This window comes from Actinocorallia sp. B10E7 (assembly GCF_039871655.1).
In the GTDB taxonomy this organism is placed as follows: domain Bacteria; phylum Actinomycetota; class Actinomycetes; order Streptosporangiales; family Streptosporangiaceae; genus Actinocorallia.
The window spans coordinates 271,411-293,978 of sequence record NZ_JBDPLZ010000005.1 but is presented as its reverse complement, the minus strand read 5'-3'; the positions used below and the strand labels follow the sequence as shown (position 1 = coordinate 293,978).

The following is a 22,568-nucleotide window of genomic DNA, read 5'->3' as shown; positions in this document are numbered from 1 at the left end:
CATGACCATCACCGATGTCCTCATCCCCGCCGAGGAAGGCCGGGGAGTGCGGGTCGCGGCCGGGCAGCTGCTCGACCTGATCGACCTGGAGGGAAGCCAGGTCGCCGACCTGGTCGCCTACGACGCCGCCAAACCCGAGGAGGAGTACCTCTCCCCCGCGCACACGGCCGCCGTGAACACCTCCGTACTGCTGAAGGTCGGGCAGAGCCTGTACTCCAACCACCGCAACCCGCTGCTCACCATCGTCCGCGACGACGTGGGCAGGCACGACATCGTGGTGCCGTGCTGCGACCCCGAACGGTACGAGTACTCCTACGGCGTCAAAGGGCACCGGAGCTGCCTGGACAACCTCTTCCAGGCCCGTGACCTCCTCGGACTGGACCTGACGGTACGCGGCGAGAACGCCTGGAACGTCTTCATGCACAACCGGGTGACCGAGACGGGCGAGGTCGTCACCGACCCGGCGCTGCACCCGGCCGGCTCCACCATCACGATGCGCGCCGAACGCGACCTGATCGTGCTGGTGTCGGCCTGCCCGCAGGACCTCAGCCCGTGCAACAACTACGACCCCACGTCGATGCGTCTGGTCGTCCGAGACGCGGAGGACGAGCGATGACCGCCTTCTACGAGCTTTCCCGGCAGGCGCGCCTCCCCGTCTCCGCGCGGAAGATCCGGCCTCCGTTCACGATCGACCCGACGATGTGCTTCTACTCGCCGCAGGAGAACGTCGACTCCCTCCAGCACCCCCGGGTGGCCGCGTGGCTCGACTTCGTCCAGCACGAGTGGACGCCCTCGCCGGTGCCGGGCGCGGACGCCGGACGGATCGCCGTGCTGATCCCGTGCACGAAGTACAAGCCGTACCCGACGAGCCGCGAGCACCGCGGCATCAACACCGCGCTGCTCGCCGCGGGCTGGAAGCCGTCCGGCGGTGAGATCCCCGAAGGGCTCGACGCGTGCCTGGAGCCCGGGGAGGACCCCCGGCTGCTCGACGTGTCGCCGATGGTCCGCGACGGGTGGGTGCTGGACCGCTTCGTGGTGAGCGAACCCCTCGCGCTGGTGCCGTACGAGCACGTCTACCACTGGCGCGGCGAGCAGAGTCCCGCCACGTCCTACGACGACCCGGGGTTGTTCGAGTCGCGCGGAACCTCCGTGACGCCCTACCGGGAGGACAACACCGCCACTCCCGCGCCCGACGGCACCTGGCGCTGGGGTCCGGGCGAACGCGAGGCGTATGTCGACATGCACGACGCGCTGGTCGCGGTGCTCGCCACGACGTTGGAGCGTGTCGGCCCCTCGTACACGGGGATCGGCGCGTGGGTGTCACCCGGCCTCACCCACATCAGCTTCCTGGCCGACCTGCCGCGCCGGAAGGCCGACGGGATCCCCTCCTCGCGCCGCGGGCCGACCGGCCTGAAGCCGCTGACCGGGGTCCTCGACCGGCTTCCCGGAGCGCTCACCCTGATGCCCGACCGGCGGCAGCTCGACTCCGCGCTCGAAGCCCTGGCCGTCCGCCTCGCCGGGCAGGGCCGCTCCTCCTCGCCGGGCTCGGTCCGCTCGGTGTTCGCCCGCGGCGACGGCCGCGACACCCCGCTGGCGCTCCCCGAGACCCTGGCCCACCTCAACGGCTGGATCGACAGCGTGACGGGAGGACGCTCATGACCTCCCCCGAAGCCGTCCCCGGCATCGTCTCCGCCGCTCGGGCGGCCCTACCGGGCTGGCGTGACGCCGCCCCGCACGCCCGCGCCGACGTGCTCCGCCGCGCCGCCGACCTCGTCCGGGAACGTCTGGAGAAACTCGCCGTCCTGCACTCACGGGAGTCGGGCAAGGTCATCACCCAGGCCCGCGGCGAGGTGCGCGGCGCCGCCCGCCTGCTGGAGGTCAACGCCGAACTCGGCCGCACCTGGGCGGGCGCCCTCGCCCCGACCGGGGCCCTCCCCGGCGGGGAACGCGACCTCACCCTCGTGGAACGTGTGCCCGTGGGCGTCGTCGTCGCGGTGATCCCGTTCAACTTCCCCGTCGAGCTGACCGTCGAGAAGACCGCCGCCGCCCTGGCCACCGGCAACGTCGTCATCGTCAAGCCGCCGCCGCAGAACCCTCAGGCGACCACCGAGGTCTGCGGGCTGCTCCACGAGGCGGGTGTTCCGCAGGACGTCCTGCAGGTCGTCCCCGGTGGTACCGAGCTGTCCGCCGCCCTGTGCGCGGCCCCCGGCGTGGACGCCGTGTCCCTGACCGGCTCGGTCGGCGCGGGCGTCGCCGTCGCCTCGGCCACCGCCGCCCTGCTGCGCCCCCTCCACCTGGAACTGGGCGGCAACGGTGCCGCGATCATCCTGCCCGACGCCGACCTGGACCTCGTCGTCAGCGAGACCCTCCGCGGCCGGCTCCTGATGAACGGCCAGGCCTGCGCCGCCACCAAGCGCGTCCTGGCCCACCGCTCCATCGCCGGCGACCTCACCGAACGCCTCCACGCGGCCCTCGCCGAGGTGCGTCCGGAGGACCCGCTGAAGGAGGACGCCCGCCTGGGCCCGCTGATCGACGCCGGCGCCGCCGCCCGCGTCGCCGGACAGGTCCGCCGGGCCGTCTCCGAGGGCGGACGGCTGGTCCTCGGCGCCTCGGAGGCGGACGGCCCCTGGTACGGGCCCGCCCTCCTGGCCGACGTCCCGACGAGCGCCGCCGTGGCGTGCGACGACGAGATCTTCGGTCCCGTCTTCACCGTCATCCCGGTCGAGGACGACACCGAGGCCGCCGCGGTCGCCAACGCCAGCGCCCTCCGCCTCACCGCCGCCGTCTTCTCCCCCGACCTGCCCCGCGCCATGGCCGTCGCCCAGCGGCTCGACTTCGGCGGCGTCGTCCTCAACGGCACCAACAACTACCGGCCCCCGGTCGTCCCGTTCGGCGGCGTCGGCATGGCCGGCGCGGGCCGCGAAGGCGACGGCTACACGATCGAGGAGCTGACCCGCACCCGCTTCCTGGCCATCCGCGGGCTCCGCCCCGCGGCCGCGCCTCTGGACGTCCCCCGATGAGCGTCGAGCGGGTGCGGGAGGAGGTCGCGCGGACCGCCCGCATGATCGCGGCGGCCGGGCTGGTCGAGGCGTTCGGGCACGTGTCGGCGCGGCTGCCCGACGGCGTGGCGATCACCTCGACGCGGCCGATGGACGCGGCGCGGGCGCAGGACGTGGTGCTGCTCGACGCGTCCGGTGAGGCCGTCGGCGGCGCGCTGGACGACGTTCCACTGGAGATCCGGCTCCACCTGGAGATCTACGCGGCCCGCCCCGACGTGATGGCGATCTGCCGGGGGCACTCCCCCGCCGCCGTCGCCTGGGGCGCGTCCGACGCCGACCTGCCCGCCCTGCACGGGCTGGGGCTGCTGGCGGGACGCCGGGTGCGGGTCCACGACGACATCGCGCTGATCTCCGATCTGCGGAGGGGACGGGCCGCCGCCGAGCGGCTCGGCCCCGACAGCGCCCTGCTGCTGCGGGCCAACGGAGGACTCGCCGTGGGGGCGACGCTCACCGAGGCCGCGACCCGGCTGTACGCGCTCGAAGAACGGGCGCGGGTCGCGCTCGCCCCCACGCCTCCTGCCGCCCGCCCGGTCACCGAGGCCGAATGGGACGCGCGGGAGCCCGACAGCGCGGTGGAACTGGTCCGGGCCTGCCGCTGGTTCGCCCACCGCTTCCGCACCCGGACCGACGACCAGAACTGAGGAGGAGACCGATGCTGAACTCGCTGGAGCCCTCGGCGACGATGAGCGAAGAGGAACTGGAGTCCTACCGGGACCGGTTCGCCGCCCACCTGTCCCAGACCGTCCCCGGCCGCAAGGAGCTGGTGGTCTCCGCCGCCGACGCCTGCACGCTGCGGGCCGCCGACGGCCGCGTCTACCTGGACATGACGTCGGGCATCGCGGTCGCCAACGTGGGCCACTCCCACCCGGCGGTGGTCGAGGCCGTGCAGCGGCAGATCACCCGGTACGCGCACGTCAACGTGTACGGGCGGTTCGTCATCCCCGAGCAGGTGGAGATGGCCGAACGGCTGTCCCGCGCGGCGGGCGGCGCGCTCAGCACCGCCTACCTGACCTCCTCCGGGGCGGAGTCCACGGAGTGCGCGCTCAAGCTCGCGCGCAAGTACACCGGGCGGCCCAAGTTCGTCGCGATGGAGCGGGCCTACCACGGACGGACGTTCGGGGCCCTGTCGGTGAGCTGGCGGGAGCAGTGGCGCAAGCCGTTCGAGCCGCTGCTGCCCGAGGTGGAGTTCGTCCCCTTCGACGACCTGGAGGCCGCCGCTGCCGCCATCGACGAGCGGACCGCCGCGGTGATCGTCGAACCGATCCAGGGCGAGGGCGGCATCCGCGTCCCGTCCGACGGCTACCTGCCGGGGCTGCGCGAGCTGTGCGACCGCGCAGGTGCGCTGCTCATCTGCGACGAGGTGCAGGGCGGCATGGGACGGGCCGGGGTCTGGTTCTCCCACCAGCTGTGGGGGGTGCAGCCGGACATCGTCACCTGCGCGAAGGCCGTCGGCGGCGGGCTCCCGCTGGGCGCGGTGCTGGCCCGTCCGGAGGTCTTCGCGACGTTCCTCGACCCGGCGCTCAGCCACCTCACCACGATGGGCGGCAACCCGGTCGCCTGCGCGGCGGGCATCGCCGCCTTCGACGTGATCGAGAACGAGGGGCTTGTCGCCAGGTCCGCCGAACTCGGCACGTACCTGCGCGAACGGCTGGAGTCGGTGCGCGGCCAGTTCCCCGACCTGCTCGTCGACATCCGGGGCCGCGGCCTGTGGTGCGCGTTCGAGCTGAGCGTCCCGGCCCAGCAGGTGGCCGACATGATGCAGGAGCGCGGAGTGCTCGTCGGCTCGGTCCTCAACTCCGAGGGCACGATCCGCGTGACGCCGCCGCTGGTCATCACGCCCGCCGAGATCGACGTCTTCATCGGCGTGCTCCGCACCGTCCTCGGCAGACTGGCGTGAGCGGGCCGCCGCTGGCCCGCGAAGAGGTCCTGATCCGGGCGGCCTGGGTACTGACCGTCGGGCCGGAAGGGGACGTCCCGGATGGCGCGGTGCACGTACGCGACGGGCGGATCGTCTCCGTCGGACCCTACGAAGCCCTGCGCGCGGCGCTTCCCGGCGTTCCCGTCACGGGCGACGGGACGGGCCTGCTCATCCCGGGCTTCGTCAACACCCACACCCACCTGTCGGAGGCGCTGGCCACCGGGATGGGCTCGGAACTGACGCTCTTCGAGTGGGGCGCGGGGATCGTCGGGCCGCTGGGCTCGGTGCTCACCGAGGAGGACGCCCGCGAAGGCACCCGTCTGCGGGCCGTGGAGATGCTCCTGTCGGGCGTCACGACGGTCAACGACATGTTCGTCCACTGCAACCCCGACGCGTACGCGAGCCTCGGCGTGGTCGCCGGGCTGGAGTCGGCGGGGATGCGGGGCGTCGTCTCCTTCGGCGCCGAGGACATCGCGGCCCCGGGAGAGCCCGCCTGGGCCGACGTCACACGGATCATGGCCGAGCAGGAGGCACTGGCTCAATCCGCGTCCGACGCGGAGCTGATCGTCTACCGGTACGGGGTCGGAACGCTGCTCGGGCAGAGCGACGAACTGCTCGAAGCGGGTGTGGACGCCTGCCGGAGCCACGGCTGGGCCGTGCACACCCACCTGGCCGAGGTCCGCGAGGAACTCGTCGCCGCGACACAGCGGTGGGGAGTGCGGACCATCCCGCACGCGCTGCGCCTGGGACTGTTCGAACGGCCGCTGATCGCCGGGCACGGCGTCTGGGTGACCGAACCCGACATCGACATCCTCGCCTCGCACGACGTGGCGATCGCCCACAACCCCGTCGCCAACATGATCCTCGGCTCCGGTGTCTGCCCGGTGCCCCGGCTGCGCAAAGCCGGGATCGCCGTCGGCATCGGCACCGACGGGGCGGCGTCCAACGACGGCCAGGACATGCTCCAAGCCGTCAAGATGGCGGCGCTGCTGCAGAAGGTGCACACGCTGGACCCGTCGGTCATCGACGCCTCCGACGTGCTGCGGATGGCGACACTGGACGGGGCGCGCGCACTCGGACTCGACCACCTCGTCGGCAGCATCGAGCCCGGCAAGCGGGCCGACCTGGTGCTCCTCCAGGACTCCGTCTGCGTGTCGGTGCTGCACGACCCCTGCGGCCAACTCGTCTACGGGGCCTCACCGCGCTCCGTACGCGAGGTGTGGGTGGACGGACGGAACCTCGTCAGTGACCACGCCTGCACGGTCATCGACGAACGGGAGCAGATCGAGGTCTGCCGCCCGCTCACCCGGCGTATCGCCGAGACCTCCGGGCTCGCCTCCGCCGGCTTCTCCCGGCTCGGAGGCAGGACGACATGAGCGCGATCGTCATCGGCGGCGGCCACAACGGGCTGGTGGCCGCCGTGTACCTGGCCAGAGCCGGAGTCGAGGTGACCGTCCTGGAGGCGTCCGAGACACCGGGCGGCTGCGTCTGGACGGAGGAACTCCCCGGCGAGGCCATCGCCGAACGTGGAGCCGTCGACCACGGAGGCATCGCGGCGATCGCGGCCGACCTCGGCCTGGACGCCTTCGGGCTGGAATACGTCGAACGCGACCGGCTCCAGACGGTTCTCTTCGGCGACGGCGAACGCCGCGTCTTCGAGGTCTCGGCCGAGGAGACGGCAGCCGGATTCGGTGCCGACGCCGCCGCGTACCTGGAGCTCGTACGGCAGGCACGGTCGTTCTTCTCCGTGCTGGACGGCTTCGCCAGCCCTCCGACGATGACCGAACTCGCCGCTGTCCTGAACGGTCTACGCGGCGGCGACACCACGTTCCGGATGCTCCTGTCGTCGGCGGAAGCCGTCCTGGAACGCACCTTCAGCGACCCGCACCTGCGGGCCTCGCTCGCTCTTTACGCGGCGCACGGACAGATCCCAGCCTGGGCGCCGGGCTCCGGAATGCTCGCACTGCTACTGCCGTCCATGCACGGCGAGCCCGCGGTGCGTCCGGTGGGCGGCTCCAGAGCACTGGTCTCCGCACTGGTCGCGGCGCTGGAAGCCGCCGGAGGGAAAGTCCGTACGGGAGCCGAAGTCACCGGCTTGGAGCGTGTCGGAGACACCGGTTACGCCGTGACGCTGGCAGACGGCGACCGTCTCACCGCGGACAAGGTCATCTCGACGCTGGACGTGAAGCGGACGACGAACCTGCTCACCGCCCCGCCCGATGCGATGCGCCGAGCCGCCGACAGCGTCACCTCAGGGCGCTTCAACGTCTGCGAACTGACCATCTCCCTGACCGGACTCACCCCGCCCGAGCCCTTCGCCGACCCGACAGGCCCCCTCTGCTTCGTCCAGGACCGCCTGGAGGACCTGCGGCGGGGCTTCGGCGACGTCATCGCGGGACGCCTCCCCGGCTCTCCCTGGGCGATGGCCATCGGCGCCGGGACGGGGATGTGGATCTCCTCGGTGGTCCCCCTGCGCCGCGCCGACGGCCCGTGGACCCCCGCCTTGGAGGAGCAGGCCGCCGAACGCGTCCTGGCGTCCGTCTCCAAGGTGCTCGGAACCGACCTGTCCGGCGACGTCCTCGTCACCGGCCCCGCCGCCTGGTCACAGCGGCTGCATGGCGACGGCAACCCCAACCACCTCGACCTGAGCGTCGACCAGCTCCTCGGCTGGCGCCCGCCCGGCCTGCGCGCGCCCCGCACCCCGCTGCCCGGCCTCTACCTCGCCGGAGCCGGCACCCACCCCGGCGGCGGCCTGTCCGGCGTCTCCGGCAGGACCGCGGCCACCGCGCTGCTCACCGACACCGGACGGCGCCCCGCCGCCGAAAAGCCCTGGACCAGGGCCCGGCAGGAGGCCTCGGGCCTGTGGTCGGGCCTGCGGGCCTACCGCGCGATGCGCGCCACCGAGAGGAAGAGCCGATGAAGACCGCCTTCGAGCTGATCGACGCGATGACCGGCTACCAGCCGGCCGCCGTGATCGCCTCCGCCTGCCGCCTGGGCGTGTTCGACGCGCTCGGCGACACCCCCCGCGAGGCCGCCGACCTCGCCGCCGAACTGGGCCTGGCCCCCGCCCCGACCGGCACGCTGCTCGCCTCCCTGACCGCCCTCGGGCTGCTCGGCCCCGGCAACACCCTCACCCCCCTGGCGGAGCGCCTGCGCCGGGGCGCGGACCTGGAACTGCTCGTCCGCAAAGAGGCGTTCTTCGCGAAGGTCTGGACCGACCTGGACCCCACGATCCGCACCGGCGAGCCCCGGCTGGCCCCCTGGACCGAACGGCTGGAGACCGAACCGCAGGTCGCCCGCGACTTCCTCGCCGCCCTCATCACCCTCGCCCGGGAGACCGGCCCCGACCTGACCGCCCTGCCGGAGTTCGCCCCCGGCAGGCGCGTCCTGGACGTCGGCGGCGGCCTCGGCTCCTACGCCGTCCCCTTGGCCTCGGCCGGAGCCGACGTGACGATGGTCGACCTGCCGCAGGTCGTCGCGTGGGCCCGCGAGGATCTCCCCGGGAACGTGAAGGCCGTCGCCGCCGACGTCCTGGCCGTGCCGTCCTGCGGTGTCGAACCCGGCTCGGCGGACACCGTCCTGATCTCCCACCTGCTGCACGACCTCACCGACGAGCAGTGCGTCCGGGTCCTGCGCGAAGCCCGTGCCGCGCTCACCCCCGGCGGCTCGGTCGTCATCGTGGAGATCCCCGGTGACTCCCCCGGGACGATGGGTCCGCTGTTCGACCTGATGATGCGGGTGGAAACCCCGGGAAAGGCCAGAACCCCCGACGCCATAAGGGATCTGCTCGCTGCCGCGGGTCTTTCTGAAATCCGGGAAGCGGCCTATCCTCGTCCCGTTCTGGTACTGGTGGGGGAAACTGGATGAGTGGTGCTGTCTTGTTGACGCTGACCGATGTGCACCGCATTCTCCGCGATCGTATCGGCGCAGGCGTCTACACGGTCGGTACGAAACTTCCGTCCTGCCGGGCTTTGGCCACCGAATTGGGCACCAATCCTTCGACGGTGGACCGCGCCATCCAGCGACTGGCGGCCTCCGGCCTGGTCCGCACCCACGCCCGGCAGGGCAGTTTCGTCACCCGGATCCCCGAATCGACCCTGCTCAGCGCCGAGACCTTCGGCTCCGACCTGCGCGCCCTCTTCACCCGAGCCCAGTCCGCGGGATTGTCCTCGGCGGACATCCAACACCTGGTGGACGAGGCCCTCGACGCCCTGCGCCCCGCCCCCCGCGTCGCTTTCGTGGAATGCAATCCGCGCGACCTGGAACGCATGAGCGCCCTGGTCGAGAACACTTCCGGCATCTCCGTCGAGCCCATTCTTCTGGAAGACGCCGCGGGCCGCCGCCTCGACACCGAATACGACGTCGTCACCACCCCCATCTTCCACCTGCGCGACCTGGAGCCCCTGGTCGGCTCTTTCGACAACGTCGTGGAAATCAACGCCTCTCCCAGCCCCGCGGTCCTCCGCCGCCTGGCCACCCTCTCCTCCGACCGGCGCATCGTCGTCGCGGCCCCCACCGAACGCGGCCTGGACCGCATGGTCGCCCTCGTCACCCAGTACCACCAGACCCGTCCGGGACGTTTCCTCATCGGCACCGACGACGTGGCCTCCCTGTCCGGCACCGACACCCTCGTCCGCAACAACGCCCGCGACCTCCCCGACGGCGCCGCCCCCCTGGCCCGCGAGGTCATCACCATCGACTGGGAACTCGACCCCGACTTCGGCAACACCTTCCCCGCCCGAGTCCACGCCGTCGTCCACCGCCCGAAGACCCGCTAGCCGGAGAGCCGCTCCTTCCCGAAGCGGGACACCCAGCGGCGCTGCCAGGGGGTTTCGACGGCGCGCGGGTGGTGGTGGGCGCGGGCCCAGGCGACGGCCTCGTCCGGGGAGAGGCCGGACAGGACGGCCAGGCAGGCGATGACGGTGCCGGTGCGGCCGACGCCGCCGTTGCAGGCGACTTCGACGGGCTCGCCCGCCTTGGCCCGTTCGTGCAGTGACCGAATGCGCTCGACGGCCTGGGCGTGGTCGCGGGGCAGCAGGAAGTCCGGCCATTCGAGCCACTCGTGCGGCCACGTCAGGGCGTCGTCGTGGCGGCGGCGCAGCCGGGACGAGCCGAGGTAGAGGCCGAAGGCGGGTGCGGGGCCCTCCGGCGGGGGGCGGCGAAGGCCGCGGCCCCGGATCCAGGAGCCGTCGGGCAGCCGGATCGCGCCGGGCAGCGGGGAGTCCGTCATCTCGAGGTCTCCAGGGAGGACGGGACGGGGCGGAGGATCTGGTCGGCCCAGAGGTGGAGGACCTCGTCCTCGATGGTGCGGTCGGTGCGCAGGACGCTGCTGAGGGCCAGGCCGCGCAGGAGCGCCAGGAGGGACTCGTGGGAGACGGTGCTCTGGCGGTCGGTTCCGGACAGGTGGGGGAAGGCCTGCGAGAGGAGGTCGTGCAGGGTGCGGCCGAGTTCGCGTTCGCCCGGGACGAGGGCCTGGCGGAGGGCCTCGTCGGTGCGGGCGGCGAGCCACAGTTCCAGGCCGGCCAGGAACAGGGGGCCCGACATCACCTCGCGGAAGAGGTCCACCGCCGCGTCGACGCGGCCCTCGACGGGGGGCAGGTCGTGGAAACGGGTGCGGACGTAGGCGATCTGGCGTTCGGCGATGTGCCGGACCGCGGCCACGAGCAGTTCGCTCTTGGACCCGAAGTGGTGCAGGAGCGCGCCGCGGGAGACGCCCGCGCGGGTCTGCACGCGCTGGAGGGTGGTCTCGGCGTACCCGTCTTCGACCAGGCAGGTGACGGCGGCGTCGAGGAGGGCCGCGCGCGTGCGCTCCCATCTCTGCTGGCGGGGACGTTCTGACACCTGGCCATGGTAGCGGCCGACGTGCTAAAAAAGACCGTCCAGACGGACTGTTTATTCGAGGAGGCTTCCATGTCGGCCGTTGACCTGGTGTGCAGGGGCGCCGCGCCGCGCGAACCGCTGTGGGCCGGTACCGAAGGGGACCCCCGGTCATGACGGTCATCGTCGACAAGGACGGACCGGTCACCCTGATCGGGATCGACCGGCCCGAGCGCCGCAACGCCGTCGACCGCCCCACCGCCGAGGCCCTGGCCGACGCGTTCCGCGCCTTCGACGCCGACGATGACGCCGCCGTCGCGGTGCTCTACGGGACGGGCGGGACGTTCTGCGCGGGCGCGGACCTGCACGCGCTCGGCACCGGCGACGGCAACCGGGTCGAGCCCGACGGCGACGGCCCCATGGGCCCGACCCGGATGCGCCTGTCCAAACCGGTGATCGCCGCGATCAGCGGGCACGCCGTGGCCGGCGGACTGGAACTGGCGGTCTGGGCGGATCTGCGGGTGGTCGAGGAGACCGCGGTTCTCGGGGTGTTCTGCCGCCGCTGGGGCGTGCCGCTGATCGACGGCGGCACCGTCCGCCTGCCCCGCCTCATCGGCCAGAGCCACGCGATGGACCTCATCCTCACCGGCCGCCCGGTGGACGCCGCCGAAGCCCTGCGCATCGGCCTGGCCAACCGGGTGGTCCCCGAGGGCCGGGCCCTCGCGGCGGCCCGCGAGCTGGCCGAGACCCTCGCGGCGTTCCCGCAGACGTGCCTGCGCCGGGACCGCGCCTCGGTCCTGGACCAGCACGGCCTCACCGAGGCGGAGGCCCTGGCCGCGGAGTTCCGGCACGGCCTGGTCTCCCTGGCCTCGGACGCCCTCGACGGCGCCGCCCGCTTCTCGTCCGGGGCGGGCCGTCACGGTTCCTTCGACTCGCGCTGACGCGCGCCGATCCACCGTTCCCGCGACCGGCGGGGCGCCGCCCCGCGGCGCCCCGCCGGTTCGGCGTTCCGCCCCGATTCGTACCCGAAGGCATTGCCTGGAGGCGGCCTAAGACTCTACTCTGCGAAACGTTGTTTCCATTTTGTCCGTCAGGAGCATGCATGGATCCAGCTTGCGGTCGACCTCGACCCGGGCCCGGAAACCCCCGCTGTTCAGCGGGTGGTAGCGGAATTCCGGCTTCCGGGGCTGCCGAGGAGCTGGAGGCGGCTCCCATTTTGGGAAACAGCGTTTCCTTTTTGGGAAATCTCCCGGACCATCACCCGCCCTCGAGGAGACGACGGCCGGCGCGACGCCGGTTCCGGTGGGCCGTCGCTGTCACCCATCACGCCGGGCCTTCCGCCCGGTGCCGCACCACCGAGCTCAAGCGAGCACAAGGAGAGACAGTGAAGGTCACCTTCAGTTGGCGTCCGAAGAAGACCGCCCTCGCGATCACCGCCGCGGCCGGCGCGCTCCTGGCGTCCACGGTCGTCGCCGCCCCCGCGGCGAGCGCGGCCACGGCCTGCAGCGGTTACTCTTCGAGCAGCACCACCTGCGTCACCGAGTCCGCGACCATCGGCGGGACGTCCTACAACCTGAAGTGGTACCTGCCCAACGGCACCGCTTCCGCGCTGATGCTCGTCCAGCACGGCTTCAGCCGCGGCTGCAACAACCTCACCAACACCAGCAAGGCGATCGCCGAAAAAGGCGTCATGGTGTTCTGCCTGAACGCCGACATGACCGGCGGCAACGCGGCCCTGGGCAACGCTCTGGGCAACGCGCTCAGCGCCCGCACCCTCACCCCGCCGAACGGCAGGGCGCTGCCCGTCAAGTACATCGTGGGCGGCCACTCCGCGGGCGGCCACTTCGCCTCCGTCGTCGGCGCCCGCCTGGCCGCCAACGGCTACGCCGACCTGAAGGGCGCGATCCTCTTCGACGGCGTCGCCAGCGACGGCTTCACCGCCAACCTCCAGGCCATCTCGGCCGGCGCCACCCGCCCGGTCCTGCAGATCGCGGCCCGCCCGAGCCTCATCAACCTGTTCAACAACTCCTTCGACGCGCTGGCCTCGCTCGGCGCGGACTTCGTCGGCATCCAGCTCGTGTGGACCAAGTACAACGCGGGCGTCTCGCCGTCCGGCGGCAGCTGCCACATCGACTCCGAGGGCGAGAACACCGACACCCTCGGCGTCCTCGGCGCCGCCTGCTCCCCCAACAGCACACAGGTCGCCCGCCTGCGCGACTACGGCTCCACCTGGGCCAAGGACATGGCCACCGGCTCCTACACCGCCAGCCACTACTGCGGGAACTCCGACGACCTGTCCACCTGCGGCAGCACCGCCATGACCATCCTCGGCGGAACCCTGCCCCTGGCCGCCGTCATCCGTAACTCCTGACCATCCCCCACGTCGCCGTCCTCCTCCGGCGACACGAAGGGCCCGCCCACCCCGGCGGGCCCTTCCCCATTCCCGGGAAGTAAGGCAAAAGCCATTTTGAACGTGTAAATGTAAAGAGTGGATGTTTCTGAAACACCTGGTTGGCAGGACCGGATCCAGGCTCACCTGCCTCATTCCGCGCGTACTTGGAACTACCTCCTCGGCGGCCAGGACAACTACCCGCCCGACCGCGAGGTCGGGGGCATGATCATCAACATGTTCCCGGACATCGCCCTGCTGGCGCGGCTGCAGCGGCGGTTCCTGGTCGCCGCCGTCACCTATCTGGCCAAGGAGGCGGGCATCCGGCAGTTCCTGGACATCGGAGCCGGGCTGCCGACCGCGGACAACACCCACGAGGTCGCGCAGGCCATCGCGCCCGAGTGCCGTGTCGTCTACGTGGACAACGACCCTCTGGTGCTGGTGCACGCCGAGGCGCTGCTGCGCAGCGCCCCCGAAGGGGCCTGCGCCTATATCGAGGCCGACGTCCGCGACCCGGGGAAGATCCTCGCCGAGGCCGCCGAGACGCTGGACTTCAGCAAGCCGATCGGGCTGACCATGCTCGGCATCATGGGCCAGCTCCCGGATTCCGACGATCCGCACAGCATCGTCCGCACGCTGGTCGACGCGCTGCCGTCCGGCAGCTACCTGGCGCTCGGCGACGGCACCGACACCAACGAGACGCTCAACCAGGCGATCGCGACGTACAACGCCAACTCCGCCAGCTCCTACCACCTGCGCAGCCGGGACGAGATCACCCGCTACTTCGAAGGCCTGGAACTCGTCCCGCCGGGCGTCACCACCAGCGCCCAATGGCGTCCCGGCCCGGTGGAGGTCGGCACCCCGCTGGAGACCAGCGATGCCGTCTGCGGGGTCGGCCGCAAACCCTGAACCCCCGGCCCACGCCGTCGCCCCCGGGTCAGGAGTCAGGGGCGACGGCCGAGCCCGGCGGTCCTGTCGCACTGGAGCCGGCGCCACCCCGTGCCGCAGCCGACCGCCTGATCAGGCCTCGGTCAGCCGATCAGGCGGAGGCCGGCCAGATCAGGCGGCGTTGGTCAGCCTGAGGACGTACTCGATCAGCGTGACCAGGATGGCCTTGACGGACTCGCGCTGGCGCACGTCGCACAGGAGGACCGGGACCTCGGGGCCCACGTCCAGGGCGTCCCGGATCTCGTCCGGGTTGTACTTCTGGGCCCCTTCGAAGCAGTTCGCCGCCACCACGAACGGGATGCCGCGCTGCTCGAAAAAGTCGATCGAGGCGAAGCTCGACTCCAGCCTGCGGGTGTCGGCCAGGACGATCGCGCCGGTCGCGCCGTAGGCCATCTCGTCCCACATGAACCAGAACCGCTCCTGGCCGGGCGTGCCGAACAGGTAGATCCGCAGGCCGCCGCTGAAGGTCAGCCGGCCGAAGTCCATCGCCACCGTGGTGGTGGACTTGCGCTCCACGCCGGTGGTGTCGTCGACACCCACGCTGGCGTCGGTCAGGTCCTCCTCCGTGCGCAGCGGACGGATCTCGCTGATCGCGCCGACCAGGGTGGTCTTTCCGACTCCGAAACCACCGGCGACCAGCAGTTTCAACGCGACGGTCGGCGCGTCGGCGACTTCCCGGTGGGAAGGGTCAGAGGTGGCGAAGTTCATCGAGCACTCTCATCAGCAAGTGAGCGTCAGGACGCTGGGGGGCAGGTTGACGGACCTCTTCGATCAGTCCGTAGTGGTAGAGGTCGCCCAGGAGCACCTGGACCACCCGCAGCGGAAGTTCCACCTCGGAGGCCAGGTCGGCGGTGGTCGACGGCCGCCGACACAGTTCCAGCAGCCGCCGGTGCTCACTCGAGAGCCTGACGTTCTCCGCGGCGCCCCGGCCGCTCACGACCAGGATGGTGACCAGGTCGAGCCGCACCCCCCGGGGCTGGGTGCGGCCCCTGGTGACCGCGTAGGGGCGCACCAGCGGACCGGCTTCCTTGCCCACCCAGCGTTCCCTGGGCAGCGGCCCTCCTGTTCCCCCCGGTCCCCCGGCCGCGCTCATCCGGCGCTCGCCGTCGGTTGCCTGCGCGGCGCGGCCGCCATGTGCTGCCGCACCCGCTTGATCAGGAGCGCCATCTCATAGGCGACGAGTCCCGCCTTCGGCCCGGCGGTGCTCAGCACGGCCAGGCAGCTGCCGTTCCCTGCGGGCAGGACGAAGAAGAGCTTGTCGTCGAGCTCGATGACCGCCTGCCGGACCTGCCTGGCGCCGAAATGATCACGCGCGCCGTTGGACAGGCTGTGGAAACCCGAGGACAGCGCGGCGAGGAACTCGGCGTCCGCGCGGGAGACGGTGCGCGAGGCACCCATCACCAGACCGTCGCGGGACAGCAGCACCGCCTGGTGCACCTGTTCCACCCGCTGGACCAGGTCATCGAGCATCCAGCTCAATTCTCCGGATGGCTGCGGCTGAGTCACGGCCTCTCCCGTTCATCGTAGGTTTCGAACTCTGTGGTCTCATCGTCCGAGCCGCGTCCCTGCAGCCATCCAGACTGCAGTGCGGACATCAGGTCCCGGCTGAACTCCGGATCCGGCTCGACGAAACCCTCGTCCTCCTCGGAGGACCCGTTCGCGGCACCGGTGTACGAGGACTCCGACGTCTTACGCAGCTGCGGCGCCAGGTGCTGCTGCCGGTTCCGGCGGGGCAGCTTGCCCGGCCGTCCGCCGTTTCCCCGGCCCTGCTCCGGGGCGGGAGCGGGCGCGGGCGGCTGCGGGAACAGTCCTGCCGGGGTCTCCGGAACCGCCCCCGTGTAGGCGTCGAACCCGCCGGTGAGCGTCGAGTTCGAGTCCGAAGGCACCGAAGGCGGTATCGAGGGCGGGGCGTACCTGCCCGAGGACGAGGTCGCGGGCCCCTCCGGCAGCGCGGGGTTCTGGCCCGTGGTGGAGGCGGACGGAGCCGCCGGGGACATCCTGCTGGCCCGCACGGGCTCTCGTTCCTTCCTCGCGTGGGCTCCGCCGGTCCGCACGACCAGGCTCTCGGGCAGGAGGACGACGGCCGAGGTGCCTCCGTAGGCGGACGGCTGGAGCGTGACCTTGATGCCGTGCTGCGCCGCCAGCCGGGCCACCACGAAGAGGCCGAGCCGGTCGCTGTCGGCCAGGTTGAACTCCGGCGGGTCGGCGAGGTTCCGGTTGAGCATGGCCATCTGGTCGGGGTAGATCCCGATGCCGCGGTCGACGATCTCGACGACCACGCCGTTGGCGACGGCCTCGGCCCGGACCAGCACCTCGGTGGTCGGCGGGGAGAACATCGTGGCGTTCTCGATGAGCTCGGCCAGGAGGTGGATGACGTCGGCGACCACGTCGCCGTTGATCAGGACGGAGGAGGAGACCGCGGTGTCGACCCGGGTGTACTCCTCCACCTCGCCGAGCGCGGCGCGGACCACGTCCTCCATCTCCACCGGGTGGTCCCAGGCCCGGACGGTGGGCGCCCCGGACAGGATGACCAGACCCTCGGCGTGCCGCCGCATGCGGGTGGTGAGGTGGTCCAGCTTGAACAGGCCGTCCAGCTCCTCGGGACTGGAGGCGCGGCGCTCCATCGCGTCGAGCAGCTGGAGCTGGCGCTGCAGCAGCGCCTGGCTGCGCCACGATAGGTTGACGAAGACCTGGCCGACGCTCTTGCGCAGCTGCGCCTCGGCGACGGCGACGTCGACCGCGGTGTGCTGCACGGTGTCGAACGCCTCGGCGACCTCGTTGATCTCCTTGGTCACGCCTCGGTCGATCGGCGGCGCCTCGGCCGCGGAGTCGACCTCCTCACCGCGCCGCAGCCGGGCCACGACCCGGGGCAGCCGCTCGCGGGCCAGGTCCCACGCGGCCAGCTGGAGTCCCCTCAGCTCGCGCGAGACGCTGCGCGCGAACCGCAGCGACATCAGGACGGACGCGATCACCGCGAGCAGACCGAGACCACCGGCCAGGATGAACTCCGTGATGATCCGCTGGCCGATCGGCTCGACCTTCTCGTTCCTCAGGTAGGCGCCGGCCTCGCGGAGCTCGGTGCCCCACAGGAGGGCCACCTGCCCGCTGATAGCCCGCCATTCCTTGGGGTCCTGCTGGGTGCGGCCGGCGAGGACCGACTGCTCCATCTGCTCGTACTTCTGGTACTCGGGGCTGTTGACGACCTTGTCCATGTACTTCTGCAGCTCGCCGTCCATACCGCTGACGCCGAAGGCGAAGAACCGCTTGCGGCTGCCGGCCCATTCGGCGAACGCGACCCTGTGGGCGGCGTCGACCCGGGTGCCGGGCCTGATCGAGGACATCAGCGCGCCCTCGCGCATCAGCAGGTCGTGGGCCCACATCAGGTGGAGCATCGACTTGGTGTCCTGCACCACCTGGACGTCCTCGACGCTGACCAGACCGGCGACCGAGCTCAGCATGCTGTCGATGAGCCCGCCGTAGCCCTGGAGGACGCCGATCAGGTCGGTCCGGCCGTCTTCGACCTTGGTACGCAGCTGCTGCAGCCCGCCGAGGGCCTCCTTGGCCTTGACGAGGTGCGACCCCGCGCCGTCGCCCAGCCTGGCGACGATGTCCTTGTCCTCGATCGCCGGCAGGAACACGCCGAGGATCGCGTCCGTCTCCTTCTTCGCCTGGCCGTAGGCGGCTTCGGCGGTGCTCGAGCGGCCCAGCAGCATGGAGGCCGCGACGCGCTCCGCGCCGAGCTTCGTCACGACGTCGGTCGCGGGCAGGCCGAGCTGCTCGTAGGTGTCCGTGTACTCGAACTTCCGCAGCGCGGCCGACAACGTCGTGCTCGCCGCGTATCCCCACAGCACCGTCAGTGAGAGCAACGGCAGTACCAGCAGCGCCGCGATGCGTCGCAGAATCGGCCGCCCACGACGAGGGGTCGGAGATTTTTGGCGTTTGAACAACGTTTTCGCTCCGTGGTCGGGTCCCCTGATCAACCAGGGTCGCTCACAGTACTGAGTTTCAAGGGGTTTTGGCCACCGACCCGAACCCGGGGCCTTCCATAATGGAAGTTGCCGCCGCACGCATGCCCGGCATCGCGCGACGCCCTCTCCGTGGTAGCGGCGTCACGGAGAGAGAAACCCGTGCCCACGCGGCCTTCCCGCAGCACACCACGATCGGCGCCCCGAAAGCCGGGCGACCTTGGAACAGGACATCACGGCGGAATCTCATGCCCGATGAAGCCTCCCATTACTTCGGGAACGCACCGCCGGTCGGACACTATTGATATCGAAGAGATAGGCGCGCCTTGTTCTGCCACGAATACCCGGTGTGATGCTGGTCTCCGATAAGGAGAGATCTCGGCGCGCCGGCCGATCGTGTGCCGGCCCGCCGTCGGTGTGGATGACGACAGGGATTCCGTTCATGCGTTGCTCCACTGCGCGACGGCCGAACCGACTCGCCATCTTGGCAAACTAATCTCCGCGGGAAGTCATGACGACGCGGAGGTGCGAACGGTGATCGATGGAGTGCGCTACCTCGGACGGGGAATCGGCTGGGTGGCCAAACGCCCCGTGCAGTGGATGTTCGGGCTGATCCCCGCCCTGCTGGCGCTGCTGCTGTTCGCGGGGCTGCTGACCTGGCTGGGCTTCCAGATCGGCGACCTCGTCCGGTGGATGACGCCGTTCGCCGACGGCTGGGCCCCCGGGGCGCGCGACACGCTGCGCCTCATCTCCGGGATCGCGGTCTTCGGCGCGGCACTGTTCGTCTCGCTGCTCCTCTTCACCGCCGTCACCCTCATCATCGGCGAACCGTTCTACGAGGCGCTCGCCGTCCGGGTGGAGGACTCCGTGGGCGGCGCCCCGCCCGAACCCGGCGAGCCGTTCTGGCACGGGCTCGGACGGAGCGTCCGCGACGCGCTCGTCCTGGGCGCGGCCGCGGTGGCCTTCGGCGTGCTGTTCTTCGCGCTGGGCTTCATCCCGGTGATCGGCCAGACCGTCGTCCCGGTCGTCGCGCTCGTGGTGTCGGGCTACTTCCTCACCGGGGAGCTGACCGGCATCGCGATGGAGCGCCGCGGGATCCGGCGCAAGGAGCGCTTCGCCCGGCTGAGGTCGCGGCGGTCCACCGCCCTGGGCTTCGGCACCGCCACCTGCGCGCTGTTCCTCATCCCGCTCGGCGCGGTGCTGTTCATGCCCGGCGCGGTCGCCGGAGCCACGCTCATGGCCCGCGATCTGTGCCAAGCTGACACCTCGGCGACTCCAAAGGTTGCATGAACATCTCCTAATAAACGAGAATCTTTAGCTATATTTCATGATCTCCCGGTACCGTCCGGGGAGTTCAGGAGGAGTCGACCCCGGGATGAAGGATGCAGGACGCTAAGCGCAAGCGCGTGATCAAGAAGGCCATCCGGCGCAGGGGAGCACACCTGCTCGAGGCCGTACGGCCTCCGGGGATGGCGCTCAAGCGGAGGGCGCCGTTGCCCGACCGGTCGGCCACACGCCTGGTCGCCTCACCTGTCTTCGTCCTCTCATCGGTACGGTCGGGGTCGACCCTCCTGCGCGTCCTGCTCAACAGCCACTCGCGCATCCGCGCCCCGCACGAGCTGCACCTGCGCACGCTCAAGGTGGAGCCGAGCCGCAAGTACTCCGCCGACATCATGGAGGCGGTCGGGCTCAGCCTGACCGAACTGGAGCACTTGCTGTGGGACAGGGTGCTCCACCACGAGCTGCTGAAGAGCCGCAAGAGCATCATCGTCGACAAGACCCCGTCGAACGCCCTGCAGTGGCAGCGCATCTCCTCGGCCTGGCCCCAGGCCCGGTACATCTTCCTGCAGCGCCATCCCGCCGCCGTCGTCGAGTCGGTCATGAACCGCCGCAAGGACGCCGAGCACGACGCCGTCGTCAAGGAGGTGCTCGAGTACCTGGTGGGCGTCGAGACCGCCCGGCAGAGCCTGGAGGGCCTCACGGTCCGCTACGAGGACCTGACCGCCGACCCGGCCGACGTGACGAAGAAGATCTGCGCCTATCTCGGGGTGCCGTGGGAGCCCTCGATGCTCGACTACGGCTCCCACGACCACGGACCGATCAAGCCGGTCTTCGGCGACTGGAGCGCCAACATCAAGTCCGGGAAGATCCAGCCGGCCCGCCCGCTGCCCCGTTTCGAGGACGTGCCGGAGGACCTGCGGGAGATCACCCGCCTCTGGGGTTACTGAGCTCCGGGACACCGGACCCGCCACCCGGGCCCGCGGCACACACCCGCCGCGGGCCCTTCTCGTGTCCACGATTTGAAGAATTCTTCAATTTCATGCATAGTGAAGAGAACCTCCCACCTCCCACACCCGGCGAAACGAGTCCCGCGTGCCCGTCCCGCTGTACCAGGCAAAGGCCGAGTTCTTCCGCGTCCTGGGCCACCCCATGCGCATCCGCGTCCTGGAGCTGCTCCAGGACGGCCCCCGGCCGGTACGCGAGCTGCTCGAGGAGCTCGCGGTCGAGGCGTCGAACCTCTCGCAGCAGCTCGCGGTGCTGCGCCGCGCCGGACTGGTCAACGGCACCCGCGAGGGCGGCACCGTCGTCTACTCCCTGAGCACCCCCGACGTGGCGGACCTGTTGCGGGCCGCCCGCCGCATCCTCACCGAGATGCTCGCCGACCAGGGCGAGCTGCTGGCCGAACTACGAGCGCAGGAATCACGATGACCACCCCCACCATGCTGCAGCGGCTGCCCGAGCTGCTGCCCGCCAGATCCGACTGGCGCGCCGCCCGCCGCTCCCCCGGCCGCGATCTGCTCGCCGGCCTGATCGTCGCGGTGGTCGCGCTGCCCCTGGCCCTGGCCTTCGGCGTCAGCTCCGGGCTCGGCGCGCAGGCCGGGCTGGTCACCGCGATCGTCGCCGGGGCGCTCGCCGCCGTCTTCGGCGGCAGCAACCTGCAGGTCTCCGGCCCGACCGGGGCCATGACGGTGGTGCTGGTGCCGATCGTGCACCGGTACGGGGCCGAAGGGGTGCTGCTCGTCGGGCTGATGGCCGGACTCGTGCTCATCCTGCTGGCCGCGCTGCGCGCCGGCCGGTTCGCCCAGTACCTACCGATGCCGGTCATCGAGGGGTTCACCGCGGGCATCGCGGTGGTCATCGCGCTCCAGCAGGTGCCCGCCGCGCTCGGGGTCGAGGCGCCCGACGTCGAGGAGGTCTGGCGGGCCGCCTGGCAGTCCCTGCTCCTCTTCCTCCAGAGCCCCGGGATCGCGGCGCCCGCCATGGCGCTCTCGGTCGCCGCGCTGATGCTCGTCGGCGCCAGGTTCAAGCCCGCCGTCCCGTTCTCGCTCGCGGGCATCGTGCTGGCCACGGCCGCGGCCGAACTCGCCGACCTCGACGTCGCCCGGATCGGGGCGCTGCCCTCCGGGCTGCCCTCCCCGTCCCTGGGATTCGTGTCCGTGGACACGATGGCCGCACTGCTGCCGTCCGCGCTGGCCGTCGCGGCGCTCGCCGCGCTGGAGAGCCTGCTGTGCGCGACCGTCGCCGACGGCATGACCGTCGGGGAGAAGCACGACCCCGACCGGGAGCTGTTCGGGCAGGGCATCGCCAACCTCGCCGCGCCGGTCTTCGGCGGAGTGCCGGCCACCGCCGCGATCGCCCGCACCGCCGTCAACGTCCGGGCCGGGGCCCGCTCCCGGCTGGCCGCGCTCACCCACGCCGCCGTGCTCGCCGTCATCGTGCTCGCCGCGTCCGGACTGGTCGGACGGATCCCGCTGGCCGCGCTGGCCGGCGTCCTGCTGGCCACCACCATCCGGATGGTCGAGGTCAGCTCGCTGCGCGCCATCGCCCGCGCCACCCGCGGCGACGGACTGGTGCTGCTGCTCACCTTCGCCGTCACCGTCGCCCTCGACCTCATCACCGCGGTCGCCGTCGGCGTCGCCCTGGCGATCCTGGTGGCGCTGCGCGCCGTCGCCCGCACCGCCAAGCTCGACCAGATGCCGCTGGAGGGCGGCGACCACAGCGAGGAGGAGCGGCGCCTGCTCGACGAGCACATCGTCGTCTTCCGGTTCGACGGGCCGCTGTTCTTCGGGGTGGCGCACCGCTTCCTGCTGGAGCTGTCGGAGACCGCCGATGTGCGGGTGGTCATCCTGCGCATGTCGCGGGTCACCACCCTGGACGCCACCGGCGCGCAGATCCTCGGCGACGCCATCACCAAGCTGGAGCAGCGCGGCATCACCGTCCTGCTCTCGGGCATCCAGCCCGACCACGACCAGGTGCTGGCCGCCCTCGGCATCGCCGACCACCTGCGCCGGGACGGGCTGCTCTTCCCCGACACCCCCGCCGCCATCGCCCACGCCCACGCCCTGCTGCCCCAGCCGCTGTCCCGCGTGCCCTGACGGCACGCGTCCGCGCTTCACCGCCGGTTCACCGGAGCGTGGTGAGATGCGGGGGTGGCGAACGGGAACGGGGAAGCACCGGCTCAGGGATCCTGG

The 22,568-nt window shown here is 71.5% G+C and carries 22 protein-coding genes; 16 read left to right on the top strand and 6 right to left on the bottom strand.

Annotation, left to right across the window (positions count from 1 at the left end; genetic code table 11):
- Position 1 precedes the first annotated feature (1 nt).
- From ABGB12_RS19145 to ABGB12_RS19105, 9 genes are read left to right on the top strand one after another with little or no spacing between them, the layout of a single operon-like run.
- The gene (locus tag ABGB12_RS19145; RefSeq protein ID WP_347679733.1) at positions 2-616 is read left to right on the top strand and encodes an urea carboxylase-associated family protein; all 615 of its coding nucleotides are present in this window, start codon (positions 2-4) and stop codon (positions 614-616) included.
- Complete coding sequence (locus ABGB12_RS19140; protein ID WP_347679731.1) at positions 613-1,659, top strand: hypothetical protein; 1,047 nt, start codon at positions 613-615, stop codon at positions 1,657-1,659. The genes ABGB12_RS19145 and ABGB12_RS19140 overlap by 4 nt, the downstream gene beginning before the upstream one ends.
- A complete protein-coding gene (locus tag ABGB12_RS19135) occupies positions 1,656-3,020 on the top strand; it encodes an aldehyde dehydrogenase family protein (protein ID WP_347679729.1) in 1,365 nt (454 codons plus the stop codon). Before ABGB12_RS19140 ends, ABGB12_RS19135 begins: the two co-directional genes overlap by 4 nt.
- Positions 3,017-3,700 carry a class II aldolase/adducin family protein gene (locus tag ABGB12_RS19130; RefSeq protein WP_347679727.1) on the top strand — a complete coding sequence of 228 codons (684 nt, stop codon included), beginning with the start codon at positions 3,017-3,019 and terminating at the stop codon, positions 3,698-3,700. The genes ABGB12_RS19135 and ABGB12_RS19130 overlap by 4 nt, the downstream gene beginning before the upstream one ends.
- An 11-nt stretch (positions 3,701-3,711) precedes the next feature.
- Positions 3,712-4,956: an aspartate aminotransferase family protein gene (locus ABGB12_RS19125; protein ID WP_347679725.1), complete on the top strand. Its 1,245-nt coding sequence runs from the start codon at positions 3,712-3,714 to the stop codon at positions 4,954-4,956.
- A complete protein-coding gene (locus ABGB12_RS19120; RefSeq protein ID WP_347679723.1) occupies positions 4,953-6,353 on the top strand; it encodes an amidohydrolase in 1,401 nt (466 codons plus the stop codon). Before ABGB12_RS19125 ends, ABGB12_RS19120 begins: the two co-directional genes overlap by 4 nt.
- The gene (locus ABGB12_RS19115) at positions 6,350-7,897 is read left to right on the top strand and encodes an NAD(P)/FAD-dependent oxidoreductase (protein ID WP_347679721.1); all 1,548 of its coding nucleotides are present in this window, start codon (positions 6,350-6,352) and stop codon (positions 7,895-7,897) included. Before ABGB12_RS19120 ends, ABGB12_RS19115 begins: the two co-directional genes overlap by 4 nt.
- A complete protein-coding gene (locus ABGB12_RS19110; RefSeq protein WP_347679719.1) occupies positions 7,894-8,844 on the top strand; it encodes a methyltransferase in 951 nt (316 codons plus the stop codon). The genes ABGB12_RS19115 and ABGB12_RS19110 overlap by 4 nt, the downstream gene beginning before the upstream one ends.
- A complete protein-coding gene (locus ABGB12_RS19105; protein WP_347679717.1) occupies positions 8,841-9,755 on the top strand; it encodes a GntR family transcriptional regulator in 915 nt (304 codons plus the stop codon). The genes ABGB12_RS19110 and ABGB12_RS19105 overlap by 4 nt, the downstream gene beginning before the upstream one ends.
- Here ABGB12_RS19105 and ABGB12_RS19100 read toward each other — a convergent pair.
- Both ABGB12_RS19100 and ABGB12_RS19095 read right to left on the bottom strand, forming a co-directional pair.
- On the bottom strand, positions 9,752-10,207 hold the full coding sequence (locus ABGB12_RS19100; protein ID WP_347679715.1) for a protein-tyrosine phosphatase family protein: 456 nt from the start codon (positions 10,205-10,207) through the stop codon (positions 9,752-9,754). The genes ABGB12_RS19105 and ABGB12_RS19100 overlap by 4 nt on opposite strands.
- Positions 10,204-10,818 (bottom strand): TetR/AcrR family transcriptional regulator, encoded by a 615-nt coding sequence (locus ABGB12_RS19095; RefSeq protein WP_347679713.1) that lies wholly within the window; start codon positions 10,816-10,818, stop codon positions 10,204-10,206. The genes ABGB12_RS19100 and ABGB12_RS19095 overlap by 4 nt, the downstream gene beginning before the upstream one ends.
- A 149-nt stretch (positions 10,819-10,967) precedes the next feature.
- Here ABGB12_RS19095 and ABGB12_RS19090 point away from each other — a divergent pair, with 149 nt between their 5' ends.
- The 3 genes from ABGB12_RS19090 to ABGB12_RS19080 all read left to right on the top strand — a co-directional run bounded on the left by ABGB12_RS19090 (position 10,968) and on the right by ABGB12_RS19080 (position 14,092).
- Positions 10,968-11,735, top strand: a complete 768-nt coding sequence (locus ABGB12_RS19090) for a crotonase/enoyl-CoA hydratase family protein (protein ID WP_347679711.1) — start codon at positions 10,968-10,970, stop codon at positions 11,733-11,735.
- A 443-nt stretch (positions 11,736-12,178) separates the two neighbouring features.
- Positions 12,179-13,165 carry a hypothetical protein gene (locus ABGB12_RS19085; protein ID WP_347679709.1) on the top strand — a complete coding sequence of 329 codons (987 nt, stop codon included), beginning with the start codon at positions 12,179-12,181 and terminating at the stop codon, positions 13,163-13,165.
- 117 nt (positions 13,166-13,282) lie between these two features.
- On the top strand, positions 13,283-14,092 hold the full coding sequence (locus ABGB12_RS19080; RefSeq protein ID WP_347679707.1) for an SAM-dependent methyltransferase: 810 nt from the start codon (positions 13,283-13,285) through the stop codon (positions 14,090-14,092).
- A gap of 150 nt (positions 14,093-14,242) precedes the next feature.
- On the opposite strand, the gene ABGB12_RS19075 is transcribed toward ABGB12_RS19080, so the two are convergent.
- From ABGB12_RS19075 to ABGB12_RS19060, 4 genes are read right to left on the bottom strand one after another with little or no spacing between them, the layout of a single operon-like run.
- Positions 14,243-14,839 (bottom strand): ATP/GTP-binding protein, encoded by a 597-nt coding sequence (locus ABGB12_RS19075; protein WP_347679705.1) that lies wholly within the window; start codon positions 14,837-14,839, stop codon positions 14,243-14,245.
- The gene (locus tag ABGB12_RS19070; RefSeq protein WP_347679704.1) at positions 14,820-15,167 is read right to left on the bottom strand and encodes a DUF742 domain-containing protein; all 348 of its coding nucleotides are present in this window, start codon (positions 15,165-15,167) and stop codon (positions 14,820-14,822) included. The genes ABGB12_RS19075 and ABGB12_RS19070 overlap by 20 nt, the downstream gene beginning before the upstream one ends.
- 53 nt (positions 15,168-15,220) lie before the next feature.
- Positions 15,221-15,601 carry a roadblock/LC7 domain-containing protein gene (locus ABGB12_RS19065; protein ID WP_347679702.1) on the bottom strand — a complete coding sequence of 127 codons (381 nt, stop codon included), beginning with the start codon at positions 15,599-15,601 and terminating at the stop codon, positions 15,221-15,223.
- Between the two features lie 32 nt (positions 15,602-15,633).
- On the bottom strand, positions 15,634-17,997 hold the full coding sequence (locus ABGB12_RS19060; protein WP_347679700.1) for a nitrate- and nitrite sensing domain-containing protein: 2,364 nt from the start codon (positions 17,995-17,997) through the stop codon (positions 15,634-15,636).
- Positions 17,998-18,630: 633 nt separating this feature from the next.
- On the opposite strand from ABGB12_RS19060, the gene ABGB12_RS19055 reads away from it, so the two are divergent.
- From ABGB12_RS19055 to ABGB12_RS19040, 4 genes are all read left to right on the top strand, one after another.
- The gene (locus ABGB12_RS19055; protein ID WP_347679698.1) at positions 18,631-19,386 is read left to right on the top strand and encodes an EI24 domain-containing protein; all 756 of its coding nucleotides are present in this window, start codon (positions 18,631-18,633) and stop codon (positions 19,384-19,386) included.
- Between the two features lie 92 nt (positions 19,387-19,478).
- Positions 19,479-20,324 (top strand): sulfotransferase, encoded by an 846-nt coding sequence (locus tag ABGB12_RS19050; protein ID WP_347679696.1) that lies wholly within the window; start codon positions 19,479-19,481, stop codon positions 20,322-20,324.
- Positions 20,325-20,469: 145 nt separating this feature from the next.
- Complete coding sequence (locus ABGB12_RS19045; RefSeq protein ID WP_347679694.1) at positions 20,470-20,805, top strand: metalloregulator ArsR/SmtB family transcription factor; 336 nt, start codon at positions 20,470-20,472, stop codon at positions 20,803-20,805.
- On the top strand, positions 20,802-22,472 hold the full coding sequence (locus tag ABGB12_RS19040) for a SulP family inorganic anion transporter (protein WP_347679692.1): 1,671 nt from the start codon (positions 20,802-20,804) through the stop codon (positions 22,470-22,472). Before ABGB12_RS19045 ends, ABGB12_RS19040 begins: the two co-directional genes overlap by 4 nt.
- Positions 22,473-22,568 lie beyond the last annotated feature (96 nt).

Excerpts from the sequence above, each read along its gene's own strand:
- ABGB12_RS19145 (WP_347679733.1), top strand. The coding sequence starts at position 2 with ATGACCATCACCGATGTCCTCATCCCCGCCGAGGAAGGCCGGGGAGTG.
- ABGB12_RS19140 (WP_347679731.1), top strand. The coding sequence starts at position 613 with ATGACCGCCTTCTACGAGCTTTCCCGGCAGGCGCGCCTCCCCGTCTCC.
- ABGB12_RS19135 (WP_347679729.1), top strand. The coding sequence starts at position 1,656 with ATGACCTCCCCCGAAGCCGTCCCCGGCATCGTCTCCGCCGCTCGGGCG.
- ABGB12_RS19130 (WP_347679727.1), top strand. The coding sequence starts at position 3,017 with ATGAGCGTCGAGCGGGTGCGGGAGGAGGTCGCGCGGACCGCCCGCATG.
- ABGB12_RS19125 (WP_347679725.1), top strand. The coding sequence starts at position 3,712 with ATGCTGAACTCGCTGGAGCCCTCGGCGACGATGAGCGAAGAGGAACTG.
- ABGB12_RS19115 (WP_347679721.1), top strand. The coding sequence starts at position 6,350 with ATGAGCGCGATCGTCATCGGCGGCGGCCACAACGGGCTGGTGGCCGCC.
- ABGB12_RS19110 (WP_347679719.1), top strand. The coding sequence starts at position 7,894 with ATGAAGACCGCCTTCGAGCTGATCGACGCGATGACCGGCTACCAGCCG.
- ABGB12_RS19105 (WP_347679717.1), top strand. The coding sequence starts at position 8,841 with ATGAGTGGTGCTGTCTTGTTGACGCTGACCGATGTGCACCGCATTCTC.
- ABGB12_RS19100 (WP_347679715.1), bottom strand. The coding sequence starts at position 10,207 with ATGACGGACTCCCCGCTGCCCGGCGCGATCCGGCTGCCCGACGGCTCC.
- ABGB12_RS19090 (WP_347679711.1), top strand. The coding sequence starts at position 10,968 with ATGACGGTCATCGTCGACAAGGACGGACCGGTCACCCTGATCGGGATC.
- ABGB12_RS19075 (WP_347679705.1), bottom strand. The coding sequence starts at position 14,839 with ATGAACTTCGCCACCTCTGACCCTTCCCACCGGGAAGTCGCCGACGCG.
- ABGB12_RS19065 (WP_347679702.1), bottom strand. The coding sequence starts at position 15,601 with ATGCTCGATGACCTGGTCCAGCGGGTGGAACAGGTGCACCAGGCGGTG.
- ABGB12_RS19050 (WP_347679696.1), top strand. The coding sequence starts at position 19,479 with ATGCAGGACGCTAAGCGCAAGCGCGTGATCAAGAAGGCCATCCGGCGC.
- ABGB12_RS19040 (WP_347679692.1), top strand. The coding sequence starts at position 20,802 with ATGACCACCCCCACCATGCTGCAGCGGCTGCCCGAGCTGCTGCCCGCC.